This window comes from Mesorhizobium ventifaucium, from assembly GCF_935822925.1.
Lineage (GTDB): Bacteria > Pseudomonadota > Alphaproteobacteria > Rhizobiales > Rhizobiaceae > Mesorhizobium > Mesorhizobium ventifaucium.
Genome location: NZ_CAKXZS010000051.1, coordinates 1 through 15,178, shown reverse-complemented (window position 1 = coordinate 15,178; position 15,178 = coordinate 1). Strand labels below are relative to the sequence as shown.

Below are 15,178 nucleotides of genomic sequence, written 5' to 3'. Positions count from 1 at the left end.
CGTTTTGGCCGATGAATTCGCGGAATCGGAATCAGATGCCGTGGAAAACAGGCTTGGGAGTGTACCTTTGCCCATGTGCGGAGACAAACCGTCCTCCTCCGACAAGCTAACCAAAACCTGCTCGGGGTGAGGAACGTGTCCCGTAAGCGAAAACGAGACCGTAAGGGGCCAGTCGCCCAGAAGTCGGTGGACCTGATGGGATGGACGGCTCTCCCTCATGTGACTTGCGGCGGCCGCTTATGGCACTTCGATGCGGGACCGGAAACCGTCCATCCCATAAGGTCAGGGGCGTAAGCGATCCGCGCAGGCAGATCAGATCGACCCAGCGTCGCGCCGTAGTAGAAACGCAAGGCGCAAACGGTATGGTTCAACGCGCCCCACGAGACCCTTCGGCCCACCAAGTGGGCCTGATAGGCGCGCACCTCTTCGTATCCCAGTTGATCGGGTGATCGTCCAAAAAAATCGACGCACCACGTGATGCACGTAGGATTGCTGGGTCTCCGGCAGAGGGCCTATCTGGGCCATCTGGAGTTTTGTGGTGCGCCAGCGGACCCAGACTATTAATGCAATACGCGACCATCCTGCCGAGTTTGGGCTGGTGGCTGCGCAGGGGCTCTTCCATGTGGCCAAGCTCATAGTGGCAAGTGAGGACGCATAGCGGCGCTCGGCGAGCGATGCGTCATAGCTGCAGGTCCATCCGCACTCCATGATCATGGCGAAGCTGATCAATCTGATGCTCTACGAAACGCAGGGACTGCAATCCGTCGGAATTGGCACCACCATGGATATGCCCCTGAGAGGCTAGCCCATAATCAATCAACATTGCGTGGCCGCTTCCACTCAGCACAACGTAGAAATTGGAGCAGGTAAAAGGCCCTGCCCACAGCAGGTGTTCACTGATAGGCTCCATTTCGATATCCGCAGTGACCTCGTTGATTGATGCCCCCTGAGATTGATAGGCGCACTCGACCTTCTCCTTTTTTAAGGCGAGGATCGAGCCATTGCGTGGAGTTGATAGAGTTTTCCGCCGGTTATCGTCAGGTCGCCAACTTTCTTGCCACCTACATCCACGATCAGGCTAACCATGCCGCAGGTGTGCCCCTTCGCCGGAAGCACTCGAAATTCGTACTCCTTCCACACAAAGGTGCCTTAGTCTTCGAGAACAGCGTCGATCGCAAGGTTTTCTGCTAGTGAGGAGAACGTATGCTGTCATTATAGTTGTCATAGATGCGTCGTACCTGCCAATAGGCCTCGACATTGTCGAACAGGTGGCGTTCGTATTCAGGCACCGCGATTTTCGCCCCAGCCTTCTGTACGATAGGCGTTCCCCAGCACTGATCCCTGCAAAACAGCGTCCGAACCTGTATCGATCAGCAGGGACTCCGAGCCACTTTTCAGAACGTAAACGGTACATGTATCTTGATACGCACAAAGGTTTCGGAGAGCTGGATGAGAGACATTTTATTTCATTCTCAGAGCGCTGACATGCTTGTGCCGAAGACGTTTTTGATCGCGGGTGGTCTACCGAACGCTTCATTGGCCTCATCGCCATAGGAGGAGATCATCTTCTTGATCTGCTTCGCCTTCAGCAGTAGTCCGAGCCCGAAATCGTCGACGCCGCAATTGTTCCATGCAATCGTCAGCTCCGTGGTGCCAGTGTTCAGGATCGCGCGGATCAAAAGCTCCGTTATGCCGCAAAGCCCAAATCCGCCCGCAGCAAATCAACATCCCGTTGAATAAAGAGGAGCTTCCAGCGCAGGACCGGCTTCCATATAGATCTTTTCACGAAGCGCTCCAATGGCGGTTGACATAGTTACGCGATTTCCAAAGAACACGTTGTCACCGGACGTTGTCGTGAGGATGGATCCGCATCTCGCTCGGCGAGCAGAGGGCCTTATCTCTGTCGGCCGAAGACCGACGCCGGAAGAGAAGGCCATACGGTGCTTCGCGCAAAGGGTGTAATCACTTCCTCTGCCCAACCGATCGTCCCCGCCCTCGGTATTGGTAAGACAGCATGGGCATCGATGAATGGCTTGAGTTTCCTCTCACCTCAGGCATCGGCGGAACAGAGCGTTTCTCCTTCGGCGAAACATGAGCATTAGGTGTTCGTAAGTAGCCGCGGTATCTCCCGGACCGGTCAAAGCGCAAGTAATGAAAACCTCTCTGTTCATAATCAGTGGCACCGTTCTCTCCGCCGGATGTGCGTATCTAACGCTACAGTCGTTTAGCCGCGCGAAGCCCTGGTGGGACTCTCCGCTCTCTCAGTATTCGGTGGCAATTGTTTGGCCATCGATGGCGATCGACTGGCCAGAAATAATCCGGCCATGAGGACTTCAAAGATACAGTACCATACTCGCAATTTCTTCAACACTCACAAGCCTACGCATCGAATACAGGTTGAGCTCACGCTCTTTGATTTTCAACAGATACTTCACGCGACTGCGCGGCCATGACTTGGACCCGTTCCATTCTGCGAGATTCGACAGAACCAGGGCAAATCGCGTTCACATTGATGTTGTGCAGCCCCAATTCCATTGCCATCACCTCGGACAGCCCGATCACGGTATATTTGGCGGCGCAATGAGAGCGCAGCTGACCTGATGTGGTGGACGGCCTCCCGCTCCCGGCATTCAGTGTGCCAAATTGTGGCTGTCGAAAGTCACATGAGGGAGAGCCGTCCACATGGGTAATCGCGGGAGCGAGTCGCCCAGAGAACCAATCATATCCTTGAAAGGTGGCTGTCCCCGATAAGATGAAAATACGGGCTCACGATCCGGGCCCGAGCATCTGATGGAGAACAGCCATGGAAGAATATATCGGTCTCGACGGTGCGCCGTGACGGCGCGGGAGGTGAACATGGAATAGCCACCTCTCAAGCTTGCTGGTTTTCGACCGGCGGCTGTAATGCCGCCCCGCCCGCAGGAGCAGCGGGCGGAAGGGGGCCGAGAAGCCCGGCCGGGCGTCGCCGGTTGGGTGTCATAAGCAGATCGGCCTGAACTGTACCGGGTGCGGACCATCGGCCGCAGGCCGGGCTACCGCAATGTCTATGGCGAGATAACGAAGTGAGCGCTGGAAGCCTCGGATTCAACCGGTAACGCCTCCAAGTCGCGCGATGGCGTGGGAGGTAAGAAGCGATCAGACGCGGTGGGGCTCGTCTATCCTCACTGCAGGGCGCGGACAACGCGTTCGAGACGGGGAAAGCTCTCATTGCCCTGTCTTCCGCATCGCCTGGGGTAAAGCTCACCGCCTACGGGCATGAAGGTTGGAAATCGGAACACGGGAACTTGGACTGTCTGCCCAGCATGGAACTGGGCTCGCCGCGACGGCCGGAGATGGACGGCACCAAGGGCGGAGCTTCCGTAGTAGTCGGAGCGCGGGAAAGCCGTGCACAGGGCGAAGGGAAGCAGGAAGACGGTAGACTTGCATGACGGAGGAGTGATCTGTGGACATGGATCACCAGGCCGACGAGGCCTGGGTACCCGGCGTTCAGCGCAAACTCTATCAGTGGAGTAAGGCAAATCCCGAAGACGCGTGGCGGGACATGTGGGGTTGGGTCACCGACCTGCGCGTGTTGCGTCACGCCTGGCAGCGCGTAGTCTCCAATCGAGGCCGACGCACGGCTGGGATCGACGGGATGACCGTGGGCCGCATCCGGAATGGGATCGGTGAGCAACGCTTCCTCGAAGGGCTTCAGGCCGAATTGCGCTCCGGCGCATATCGACCCAGCCCTGCGCGGCGCAAGCTCATCCCCAAGGCCGGTAAACCAGGGCAATTCCGGCCCCTGGGCATTCCCACGATCAAGGATCGCGTCGTTCAAGGCGCGGTCAAAACACTTCTGGAGCCGATCTTCGAGGCGCAGTTTTGGCATGTCTCCTATGGGTTTCGACCCGGACGGAGTACGCATGGCACCTTGGAGCACAACCGTGTACCCGGCCAACGCATCTTGACGTCCCTACCGCGATTAGACGACCACATCAGGTTAATCCGTACAGCGACCGAGACAAGCGTTCCTCCGGCCTCAAAAGCGTCGAGCTCGCTCAGATCCTCACGGCCGATTAACCCGAGGCGCGTCCAGGAGCCGAGTAGGCCAACCTGCAGTGGCGCGCACTCGACGACCAGATGCGCCGTAAGATGTCGACGCTCGCTGCGAACAGGGCTCGTGAGGTTGAGCAAAACGTGTGCGCCTACATGAGCTTTCTAGGGAGCACTCGCCAAGCTCCGCTCCATCAACCCGCTCGTGCGCCCCAATGGGGAGCTCAAGTGACGCAACACAGGTAGTCACCTTTTCGCCACTTAATCCAATCCGGCCCTTATCGGGCAGCACTGGCGACCGGGCTATCAATTACATGACGCATATGCCTCTAGACTAGATCTCGTATGTATCGGGCTAACGTGGCTGCTTTGCTCTTGCCTACATCGGAACGGCGATATCCGCGGACGCGGTTGAGATTGCTATCTTCGAGCAAAATCGCCATCGTAACAATGGTGCGGGCGACGAGTGTGGCAACCAAAGACCCCGTTCCGCCAACTCCGACGATTGCTCACGATCTGAGCTTCTCGTTGAAGGCTTGCCAAGGCAGCTTCCTGGCGCGACGGAGCGGCATCATCTGCCTTGATGATGTGAACTGCCAGCTCCGCCACACAGACATGCTGGACTTCAGTACGCCGTGAGGGGCCGAACTCTCGCACGCCATTGCCCGTCTGCCAAAATCAACACAACAAGAGACACCTCAGGGCCGTCGCAGCCACCGTATCCGCTGACAATGCTTTCTTCGTTCCGATCGTCCTTCGTCGAGAAATCCTGAATGCCTCTTGGATACGAATTCTCGGAATCGGCATCAAACGCCGTGAAAACCAAGGCTTCGGGAGTTTACCTTCGCCTTACTGCGGACAAAGGGATTGGTGAATTGGATTTCACAGGTTTCGTCACAATAAGGCTGTAGTATTGATCAATCCCCAAGCCTGCCTGCAGCAGCCGCTCCATGAAGTCCTGATAAGCAGCCATGGAAGGAGATGAAACGCGCATCAGATAATCAATCCGCCCGCCTATAGCCCAGCAGTCCAGGATTTCCGGGATCTCTTGGATCGCAGTTTCGAAGTTTCGTTGATCCTCAAGACGATGACGGTCCAGAATCACCTCCACCATTATGCAGATGATGCCCCCTACGAGCGCTGGACTCAGTCGGGCGTAGAACCCCTCAATGATTCCTGCGGCTTGGAGTATACGGAGCCGTTCCGAACAGGCCGAAGCCGAAAGGTGAACACGCTTAGCGAGCTCGCTTTTCGAAATCCTACCGTCTGACTGAATCTCCGAGAGAATCCGGACGTCCCAAGCGTCTAGGCGCACAGGATCAGATTTCGACTTCATGACTTTTTGCTCTCAAGCCGTTGTAGACAACGCAATTAATGCCGACCATTTTTTCCATTAATGTAGTGGTCGAATGTAGTGACGGCATCCGTTCTCTGCCCCGCAATGCGCCAAAGTGGAGCTGTCGAAAGTCGGTGAGGAAGCGATCCATGGAGAAAGGCTGTAGTAGCAGTATGGCAGTATGGCAGTCGCCTCGCGGCATAACGGGGCGAAGACGCAACTGGAGAGTAACTGGAGAGTGAAGTCGCCTTCGTCCGAGACTTCACGGTGAATAGATAGCGTATTTCCATTTTCCGCTGCTCTAACTAATTGACACCCTCGACAGCATCCGAGCATTGATTGCCTGCACGGCATAGCCAGACGCAGCTCACATCGGCGCATTCGGATTCGAGATGGATAAACGCCCTTTTCTTATCTGCTCGCCCAGGAGCTGAGCCTGCAAAATATCACTCGTGTTATCCGCTACAGCCCAGAATTCCGCGCTGGGATGGCCTGATCGCCCAGCCGGGATGGCTAAACGCCGATAATGCGTGCGATGCTGTCTGCGGCCATGCGTTTACGCCACTCAACAGGTCCCGAATTGTGAATGGAGTTTCCCTCAACATCGACGGCCATGATGACCGGCATGTCCTGCACATCGAATTCATAGATGGCCTCCATGCCTAGGTCCTCAAAGGCCACCAGCCGCGCCGCTTTGATCGATTTTGAAATCAGGTACGCAGCGCCACCAACTGCGATGAGATAGGGCGTTCTGTGCTTCACAATCGACTTGATAGCCGCCGGCCCCCTCTCCGCTTTGCCTATCATCGCATATAGCCCGGTCTCAGTGAGCATCTTTTCAGTAAAACCGTCCATGCGGCTGGAGGTTGTTGGGCCAGCCGGTCCGACGACCTCATCCCTCACTGCGCGGACTGGTCCGACGTAGTAGATCACCCGTCCCCGCAGATCGACCGGAAGCGGCTTGCCGGCATCGATGAGGTCGACCATGCGCTGCTGCGCGGCGTCCCGGCCGGTCAGCACCCTTCCAGACAGGAGGAGCGTCTCGCCGCAGCGCCACGATGCCGTCTCTTCCTTCGTAAGGGCATCGAGGTTAACCCGCCGGACACCGGCTGGGTTCAATTCCGCGCCGCCAATCTCAGGCCATTCGGTCAAATCGGGCGGCTCAAGCCTGACAGGTCCAGAGCCGTCCAAAGTAAATTTCAAGTGCCGGTTGGCAGCGCATTGCGGGATAAGTGCCACAGGCTTGGATGCGACATGGGTTGGATAAGTCGCAACCTTGACGTCAACCACTGTTGTCAGACCACCAAGCCCCTGGGCGCCGATGCCCAGTCCGTTAATCCGTTCATAAAGCTCGACCCTCAGGGCCTCCTCCGCGCTTGACGGCCCTCTGGCGATCAGTTCCGACATGTCGATCGGCTCGTTCATGGCTTCCTTGGCCAGCAGCATCGCCTTTTCAGCGCTACCGCCAATGCCAACCGAAATCAGGCCGGGTGGGCACCATCCGCTGCCGAGGGTCGAAACGGTGTCGACCACCCAGTCGGCGACGGACGCGCTTGGGTTCAGGGTAGCAAAACGGGCCTTATTTTCCGATCCGCCCCCTTTTGCGGCGATAGTGATCTCAATCTGGTTGCCGGGCTCGAGGTCGACGTAGATGACCGCTGGCGTGTTGTCGCGGGTGTTCACCCGTCCAGCGAGCGGATCGGCAACGATCGACGGCCGAAGGGGATTGTCCGGGTCGAGATAAGCCCGACGAACGCCCTCATTCACGAGGTCGGCGAAACTGGCCCTCGATTTGATGCGGGCATCCATGCCGACCTTTGCAAAGACAACCACGAGGCCAGTGTCCTGGCAGATCGGACGCCGTCCGAACGCCGCCATGCGGGAGTTCAGCAGGATTTGCCCGATGGCGTTTTTCGCCGCCGGGTTCTGTTCACGCGCGTATGCGTGTGAAAGGTACCGGATGTAGTCGGGGGGATGATAATAGGAGATGTACTGAAGGGCGTCGGCGACGCTCTTTGTGATATCCTTGCCAGCAATGGTCCGTGTTTTTTTATTCACGCAATCTCATCCGAATGATGCGAACCCGTTGACCAATTTCAGGTTCTGGAAGCTCCGCACCCCCTGCTCGCCCCCTTCATATCCATACCCGCTCTGTTTGACGCCTCCATAAGGCGCATCTGCGGAAACCCCTTTCAGGTAATTTACACTGAGAGCGCCTGCCGAAAGACCGCTGATCAGCGCCCGTTTCACTTCGGCCGTGCCAGTGAAGAAGTAAGCGGCCAGGCCATACTCAGTGGCGTTGGCTTCTTCGATCGCCTCCTCAATCGTGTCGAACGGCGCCACGGTGAGGATTGGCCCAAACGGCTCGTCATGAAGCACTTTCGCATCCTTTGGCACCCCTGTCAGGAGGGTTGGCGGCCAGTAAAAGCCCGGCCGATCGAGGCGGGCGCCACCGACCTCTATGCGGGCACCGCGCTCGACTGCATCCTTGGTCAGACGCTGCATGGCCTCGATTCGCCGCGCGTTCGCCATCGGGCCCATCTCCGTTCCAGGGTCATCCGGTAGGCCGATTTTGATCTTGCGGGCCGCTTCGGTCATCCGGGACAGGAATTCCTTATAGAGAGGCCGGGCTACGAGAATCCTACTAGGCGCATTACAGCTTTGGCCCGCACATTCGAACTTGTATTCCGAGATCGCCGGAACGGCCCGTGCGAGATCCGCATCCTCGCATACAATGACTGGGGAGTGTCCGCCGAGTTCAAGGATGCAACGCTGCAAGTTATTCGCGGCGAGCGCGGCCAGCTGTTTCCCAACCTCGGTGGAGCCAGTGAAAGTCAAGACTTTCACGATAGAGGAACTGAGAAGATGCCGGGAAATTTGCACCGGCACGCCAAAAACGAGATTAACCACGCCGTCCGGGATACCTGCTTGGCGAAACGCTTCGACGATATGGACAGCCGCGCTTGGCGTCTCCTCAGCCCCTTTGAGGATCACAGGGCAGCCTGCCGCTAGTGCAGGGGCAAGCTTGCGGGCGATGAGAACGGCCGGATAGTTCCAAGGCGTAAACGCCGCAACGACGCCAAGGGGCTCCGGGAAGATCATCCTGTTCAGCCCCAAGGGAATTGGTGCCGACAGGCCTACCGCGTGCGTGCCGTTCCACTCCAGCGTTTCGACAGCGCGGGCGTACTCACCTGTCGCTTCGGGGAACGTCTTCCCCTGTTCCTCCGATAGATCCTTAGCAGCGTCTCTTACCTTCGCGGCCAAGATCCCGGCGGCCGCGACAAGGAGATCGCCGCGCTCTTTCGCAGGCCGTGAGGACCACGCCCGGCGGCTTCGCTCTGCCGAAGCGAGCGCCTCATCCAAATCCGATACTGTCGCCGCGGCCACGGAGGCAAAGACCTTCTCCGTCGCCGGATTGATCACCGGCGAAGTGGCTCTACTACTACCAGCTCGCCATTTTCCGTTGATAAAGAGCTCATAGCTCCTGGCGTGGGACATCGCGTGCTCCGCTCGCATGAATTTCTGCATACCAGCGCCGCTCGATGTGCGCATGACTCAATTTGATCGCGATGGTCGGTGCGGGTCAAATACCGAATATTGTCCAAATCCATCTGGAATTAAGATAGATTTCAATGCCTATAGGAGGGATGGCTTATGGCACGGTGCTAAAGTTTATCTGGCCGGGTCCGGAGCCGTGGCTGACCAGCGCCTGCTCTCAATCAATGTCATCGCCACCACGGGGATGAGCTTGCGGACTGCAGAAACTGCCGGCGAGCGCTCATCTTTCGGATTTACTGCAAGCACGACGGAGCGCGTAATCACCGGATCGACGATCTTGACCGTCCGGACTAGCCCCTGGGAGGCCTCTTTCTGAACGGCGGACGGGGCTAGAATAGAATGGGCTTTTCCGTCTGTGACCATGTTGATGATCGTTGAGAGCGAATCTACTTCAAATTTGATATCCAGGACGCAACCGTGTTGTGCGACGACATCAGCCACCGAACGCCTAACATTGTTACTGCGCATAGGAACGGCCAGCGGGAATGCATGCAGGTCGGCAAGAGCTACCGAGTCTTCGAAAGGCGGTTGATTTGATGGCACAACCAGACAAAGCTCTTCGCGCGCGAGTACCGTCATTCGGCCCACACTGTCCGCAGTGCGGTAGAGAATCGCCAGATTGAAGCGTCCGGCAGCCATCCACTCTTCCAAGGGTCCCGTCATACCCTCGATCATCTTGAGCGAGACCTTGGGCAGTTCGTCTCTCACGAATTCGAGCAACGGACCGCTAAGGACGCGAGCGGCTCCGGACGGAATGCCAATGGTAACCTCTCCGGAAGGAGCTGCCACCGTGTTGGTCAGTTCCATCTCAGTGAGCCGAATTTCCTTCAGAATCGTCCGCGCCCGCTCGAGCAGCTTGGATCCGGCCGTCGTGACAGTGACGCCAGTCCTGTCGCGTACCAGCAACTGAGTGCCGAAGCTCTCCTCCAGCTGGCGCACATGAAGGCTAAGGGCGCTTTGCGCTATGTGAAGGAGCGCAGCTGCCTTTGTAAAACTGCCTGCTTCCACTACGCCGACAAAGTATTTTAACTGCCTTATTTCCACCGTCTAGGGACCCAACTGGGGCACTCTCGCCAGCGTCTTCATATGTATCTCGCAACGAGATGGCGAGCAAGCTGCAATATTGCCGAGTTCACCGGAACAGGGTCCCTTTCCAACTGGATGAGCGGAAGCAAGTCAATTGTGGCCGACAACGGCCAGGATTTCGTGGGCACGCCGGACCACCGGGGGGTCAATCATCTTACCATCCATCGCGAAGGCGCAAAGACCCAGCGCTGCGGCATCCTTTTGAGCCGCGACGACACGGCGCGCCCATTCGACGTCATGTGTGCCCGGCGAGAAAGCCTCGTTCAGGATGGCCACCTGTGCCGGATGGATCGCCAGCGCACCGGTAAAGCCAAGCCGTCGCGCATGCATCGCAGCTTTGCGAAGCTTACGGATGTCCGAGAACTCACTGATGCTTCCTATGAAGCCCAGCGGGAGCAATCCAGCCGCACGGGAAGCGAACAGCACGGCAAGGTTCGGCGCCAGCAGCACGTCATGTTCCGGGGCGGCGCCGACAGCGGCGCTGAAGTCCTCAGGACCAAGCGCCATTGCGACCATCCTTGAATTGGACGACGCAATGGCCCCGAGTCTTTGCAAGGCCCCCGGAGTCTCGATCTGGGCAAGAAGCCGGATGCGCCTCGGTGCGAGGTTTCTCTCGTATTCAAGTTCCGTTATCGCATTCGCGACCTCCGAGACCCACTCCGCCGAATCTACCTTGGGGAGAACCAGTGCATCAACACCCGCAACGACCGCTGCCTCGAGATCAGCGGCCAAGGCGCACAAACCACGATTCACACGGACCAAAACAGATGCGCCCTTGCGGCCCACCTTTGCCACGGATGCAGAAAGCTGCCGCCGTGCCTCGCCCTTTTGATCCTGGGGAACGGAGTCCTCAAGGTCGAGTATGACGCCATCTGCCGCGCGGTCATGAGCTGCTTCCACAAAGCGCGGAACGTGAGCGGGAACGAAGAGTAGGGATCTCCAGCGGGGTACAAACATAGCGTTATCAAAAGCCGGAACGTTGTCTTTGATCATGGAATCGCCTTCATCGTCGAGATTTTATCGATGGCAACGAGACAGCTGGGCGGCCTAGAAGCAGGCGTGCTCTCTGTGAATGCCAAGCGCACCACCTTACCGACAAGAAGCGCCCTCATGCTGACGCGGCCCTTTCGCGTGAATGCGCCAGAACCTCCTCTCGAACAGCCTCTGTATGAGCGCCAAGAGCCGGGACAGGGCGCAGCGAGGGGCTCTCAGAGTTGAAGATGGCCGCTGGCGCTATCGTCTCGACGGTTCCTTCGGGTGTTCCAACCTGCACCTTGCGAATGTGTGGATGGGTTGAAACATCGGCCACTACGTTCAGCCGGCCATATGCCAAGCCGGCCGCCTCAAGCTCCTGCATTGCTTCATGGCAGGATAGTTTAGAAAACCGCCGTTCAATGATCTCATCAAGTTTCGCACGGTGACCGAGGCGCTCCATATTGTCAGCAAAGCCAGGTGCGCGTGTAAGCCTCGGTTGCCTAAGAAATTTCTCGCAAAAATTCACCCATTCGCGGTCATTCTGAACCGAAAATATGACCTCCTTGCCATCGGCACAACGGTAGGCGCCATACGGTGCCAGCGACGGGTGCTTCACGCCGGCGCGTACCGTGTGATATCCGCTGTAGTCGTTTTGCAGAACCGGCACATTCATCCAGTCAGCGATGGCGTCGAACAGTGACACCTGAATGCTAGCCCCCGCGCCCGTGACCTCCCGGTGATATAGCGCCTGAAGGATCGCGCTATGTGCTGTCATGCCTGCCGAGATGTCGCAAACCGACACCCCTACACGCGCAGGCCCTTGTTGGGTACCGGTGATCGCGCATAGACCTGTTTCGCCCTGAACGATGAGATCATAAGCCTTCAAATGGGAATACGGCCCTTTCTCCCCGAAACCGGAGATGTCGCAGGTGATCAGCCGCGGAAAGCGTCGGCGGAGATCCGCAGACCCGAAACCCAGTTTTTCGATGCTGCCCGGCTTCAGATTCTGGATAAAGACGTCAGCAGCGGCAACAAGCGTGTCCAGGACGGCGCAGTCCGCCTGCGATCTAAGGTCCAAACAAACCGACTCCTTACCTCGGTTGAGCCAAACAAAGTAAGCGCTCTGCCCCCGCACCAACTTGTCGTAGTTTCGGGCAAAGTCCCCTTCGGGCCTTTCGACCTTGATGACTCGGGCGCCCGCGTCCGCAAGACGAGACGATGCATAAGGCGCAGCCACAGCCTGCTCCACAGCAACGACGGTGATCCCGTCAAGACAATTCTGCATCCCACACACCGCGCTTTCATCCGACATTTTCGTTTTGAGCCCGACGACGGTCCAACATCGCCAGCAACCGATTCTGTTCATTCCCAACGATCGAGAATGCCTCGTCAACACCCATTCCAGGCTTTGCAAGCATCATGTCGGCCTGGGTCGCTACCGATATGTGGACAGACGCCCGGGCGGAGAGATCCGTCTCCGTACAGCTTCCTCCCACGTACGCTCCAACTTGGTTCTGCTTACAAATGAGAACGGCACGCGCCGTGTCGGCCATTGAGCCGACATCGGGCGTCTTGATTTGAACAAGATGCGTGGCCCTCGCTTCGGCAAAGAGCCGGATATCCTCAAGCGTGTTGCACCTCTCGTCCACGACAATGCGAGCACTGGAACCCCGGTCATCCAAAATCGATACAATCCGCGCATAGTTCTCGATCTGAGCTTCTGTAGACCCAAAATCAGCCGGGGACTCGATGTTGAGCGTGAAACCCGGAACGGTATCAGCAACCCTGCAAATGAAGTCGGCGATGCGTTCTGGCTCCAGGCCGATTTCCTGGCCGATCCAGCCATACACATCGAAATGCAGCACCGGACGATACCCCGCGCGGCCGATTTCACGCGTCCGCGTTGCAACCCACTTCACGAACTCCACGAAGGTCTGGCCGCCGACGCCGAATTTCTGCAGTGAGTTGATCAGGCCGTGGGGAAGCACATCCACCGCCTTCAGAATCATCTTGTCAACGTTGATTTCGCGTGCATCGCCGCTCTGGCAATAAATCGGGACCTTACGCTTCGGCAGCGGTAAGTCAAATTCAGCACATACGACCTCTGCCATCGTGACGCACTGGAGGGAGGCCGCAGCTCGAAGCAATGCCTGACTAACGCCGTACTCAAGCGCGAGAGGTAGCCGCTCATTTTCGTGGGGCTCGAGAACCTTCGCGCAGGCATCAAGGTAAAGAGATGCATCGACATCCAGAAGCCGTGGCGCCACGACGCGCGACGTCAAATCCGAGATTTGAGCAGTTTCAAACAAAGGATCGCGTCCGCCAGCACCAGAGTACTGAACGCCCATCATATCACCCCAAACAACGGTCGCGTCGGTGAGAACGAGCCCGACACTAAGCGAAGACGCCGGAACGCGAAGCGACGTGAACCCAGGCGTTATCGGTTCGCCGATATAGATGAAGCCGTCCTGAGTCGCCCCGGACCTAATGGCAGCTTGATCGTCATAGAAGAATGCGCCATTGCCAGGCGCAAGGAGGACGTCTTTGATCTGCAACTCAGTCACTCGATTCATTTTGAGGGATTATTTTCGTTCCGATACTGGCACGCGAGGCGCTGGCTGGCCTGCACCTGACTTCTTAGATTTTCAGCGGTCCCGCAACGAGCGCTACCCCTTCGTTGATTTCGACATGCACCCCCGACCGTATGGCTAAGACGAAAGATGTTCCAGGTGCGCGGATATCCATGGACTCAGTGGAGATCGAATCCATCGGGTGCAGGATGCCTATGAGATCTCCCTGCTTCACTTCATCCAATACCGAGCAGCGAGGTTCAAAGATGCCCCGTGCAGGCGATCTTAGGTCGTCGCACGGATGCGTTTCGAGCGTTTGCCCGGACTTTTGTTGGCGGAAAGTTGGATAGTCGGCTTTACCCTCTACCAGCCCGAGCGCGATAAGCGCGTTGCGTACTCCAGCCTCGTAGATCGCGAGATTGTCGGCGCCGACCGTGCCGCCGCCGAATTCAGTGCAAACAAATACCTTACCCTGGTTTTGCGCCAGGATATCGAACATTCCAGCCGTGTCGTTGTATTCCCAGACCAAAGTCAAGGGCAAGTTGAACGCTTCCGCCATTCTCACCGTCCTGGCCATGAGATCGGGATCGGCAATCGGGTGCGTGGTGGCCGCCGGCGGAAAATGCCAGGTTGGTCCGAAGCTGTGCAGGTCAAATACGGTGTCGGCCGTTGGCAACAGTACGCGCGAAACCGCATCTGCGATTCGTTCGGTCACTGACCCGTCGGCGCGGCCCGGGAACACGCGATTGAGATTCAACCCGTCGAGCGGAGTATTGCGGCTCCATGCCTCCACGGCCAATGGATTGAGCACCGGTACGACGATGATCCTTCCACAGGTTTGCTCTTCTGGCAGCCACTCAATAAGCCGTCGCGCGACAAGTGGCCCCTCCAGTTCGTTGCCATGATTTCCGCCGGTGACAAGTAGGCGCGGTCCCTCTCCTTTATTGAGACTGAAGACCGGGAGCGAAAGCTCGCCGCGGTCGGCACCTCCCGGGACAAGAAGATGGCCCCTGCTCACACCGGGCGCATCGAGATCAAACGTAAGATGTGGTGCTTCCCTCATTGTTCAACCTTCTGCGAGTATTTACGCGATCTGGCGCCCCGTTTGCGATAGCTGTAGCGCGTTTGCATTCTCCCGCTCTCGAAGTATGCGCCACGCCGTGTTCAATGTGCCAATATAATGTCCCGGGCGGTGCCATCGTGTTTTTAGATGGTCCTGCCTGCCTTGGTGGAGCTGCAGTGTTAGTTTCACAGAACGATGGGAACCGTGACGAACAGTTGGCTTCCGCGCCTCCACCCGACCACCAGCGGGCTTGCCTGGGACACGGGCCAGCCCTCAGGATCGTGTCAAGCTTGTGCAGTACTGGAGCGTTCACCACCGGTCGAACGCCAAGAGGCGCATTGCCCGCTAACGGGCTCTGGCTGCGTCGGCGCTCGGCACTGGACGCTTCAGCGTAACTGCAGAAGCCTACCCAGTGGACAGAGACATTCTGCACACCGACCTGGTCGTCTAGCGGATACGACAAGGAACTTTATGATTTTCCACCTCGGACTCGCGCTTTCATGAGCGACCGACAGGCTTTGGCCGCAAGACCGAGCCACTAGAGCGTCGGACGCTCAG

At 57.7% G+C, this 15,178-nt stretch carries 12 protein-coding genes and 2 pseudogenes; 1 reads left to right on the top strand and 13 read right to left on the bottom strand.

Annotated features, from left to right (window positions below; translation table 11 throughout):
* Window positions 1-215: 215 nt before the first annotated feature.
* The 3 genes and pseudogenes from NMG70_RS29290 to NMG70_RS33405 all read right to left on the bottom strand — a co-directional run bounded on the left by NMG70_RS29290 (window position 216) and on the right by NMG70_RS33405 (window position 2,541).
* Window positions 216-422, bottom strand: a complete 207-nt coding sequence (locus NMG70_RS29290) for a hypothetical protein (RefSeq protein WP_254027701.1) — start codon at window positions 420-422, stop codon at window positions 216-218.
* A 1,110-nt stretch (window positions 423-1,532) separates the two neighbouring features.
* Window positions 1,533-1,728: pseudogene (locus NMG70_RS29285) on the bottom strand (CoA-transferase); the annotation flags it as partial.
* Window positions 1,729-2,403: 675 nt separating this feature from the next.
* Window positions 2,404-2,541 carry a hypothetical protein gene (locus NMG70_RS33405; RefSeq protein WP_436798484.1) on the bottom strand — a complete coding sequence of 46 codons (138 nt, stop codon included), beginning with the start codon at window positions 2,539-2,541 and terminating at the stop codon, window positions 2,404-2,406.
* A 907-nt stretch (window positions 2,542-3,448) separates the two neighbouring features.
* On the opposite strand from NMG70_RS33405, the gene NMG70_RS29280 reads away from it, so the two are divergent.
* Window positions 3,449-4,192: a reverse transcriptase domain-containing protein gene (locus NMG70_RS29280; RefSeq protein ID WP_367185618.1), complete on the top strand. Its 744-nt coding sequence runs from the start codon at window positions 3,449-3,451 to the stop codon at window positions 4,190-4,192.
* Between the two features lie 169 nt (window positions 4,193-4,361).
* Here NMG70_RS29280 and NMG70_RS32730 read toward each other — a convergent pair whose 3' ends face one another.
* From NMG70_RS32730 to NMG70_RS29235, 10 genes and pseudogenes are all read right to left on the bottom strand, one after another.
* Window positions 4,362-4,511, bottom strand: a complete 150-nt coding sequence (locus NMG70_RS32730) for a hypothetical protein (RefSeq protein WP_301555194.1) — start codon at window positions 4,509-4,511, stop codon at window positions 4,362-4,364.
* A gap of 359 nt (window positions 4,512-4,870) precedes the next feature.
* A complete protein-coding gene (locus NMG70_RS29275) occupies window positions 4,871-5,146 on the bottom strand; it encodes an Lrp/AsnC family transcriptional regulator (RefSeq protein WP_254027717.1) in 276 nt (91 codons plus the stop codon).
* A gap of 63 nt (window positions 5,147-5,209) precedes the next feature.
* Window positions 5,210-5,368, bottom strand: a pseudogene (locus NMG70_RS29270) (Lrp/AsnC family transcriptional regulator); the annotation flags it as partial.
* A 513-nt stretch (window positions 5,369-5,881) separates the two neighbouring features.
* A complete protein-coding gene (locus NMG70_RS29265; RefSeq protein ID WP_254027699.1) occupies window positions 5,882-7,426 on the bottom strand; it encodes a fumarate hydratase in 1,545 nt (514 codons plus the stop codon).
* Window positions 7,427-7,432: 6 nt separating this feature from the next.
* Complete coding sequence (locus tag NMG70_RS29260) at window positions 7,433-8,866, bottom strand: NAD-dependent succinate-semialdehyde dehydrogenase (protein WP_254027716.1); 1,434 nt, start codon at window positions 8,864-8,866, stop codon at window positions 7,433-7,435.
* A 174-nt stretch (window positions 8,867-9,040) separates the two neighbouring features.
* On the bottom strand, window positions 9,041-9,970 hold the full coding sequence (locus NMG70_RS29255; protein ID WP_254027698.1) for a LysR family transcriptional regulator: 930 nt from the start codon (window positions 9,968-9,970) through the stop codon (window positions 9,041-9,043).
* Between the two features lie 132 nt (window positions 9,971-10,102).
* Complete coding sequence (locus NMG70_RS29250; protein ID WP_254027697.1) at window positions 10,103-11,005, bottom strand: HpcH/HpaI aldolase/citrate lyase family protein; 903 nt, start codon at window positions 11,003-11,005, stop codon at window positions 10,103-10,105.
* Window positions 11,006-11,120: 115 nt separating this feature from the next.
* The gene (locus tag NMG70_RS29245) at window positions 11,121-12,272 is read right to left on the bottom strand and encodes a CaiB/BaiF CoA transferase family protein (protein ID WP_254027715.1); all 1,152 of its coding nucleotides are present in this window, start codon (window positions 12,270-12,272) and stop codon (window positions 11,121-11,123) included.
* 16 nt (window positions 12,273-12,288) lie between these two features.
* Window positions 12,289-13,542: a methylaspartate ammonia-lyase gene (locus tag NMG70_RS29240; RefSeq protein ID WP_254027696.1), complete on the bottom strand. Its 1,254-nt coding sequence runs from the start codon at window positions 13,540-13,542 to the stop codon at window positions 12,289-12,291.
* 82 nt (window positions 13,543-13,624) lie between these two features.
* Window positions 13,625-14,620: a succinylglutamate desuccinylase/aspartoacylase family protein gene (locus NMG70_RS29235; RefSeq protein WP_254027695.1), complete on the bottom strand. Its 996-nt coding sequence runs from the start codon at window positions 14,618-14,620 to the stop codon at window positions 13,625-13,627.
* Between the last annotated feature and the right edge of the window lie 558 nt (window positions 14,621-15,178).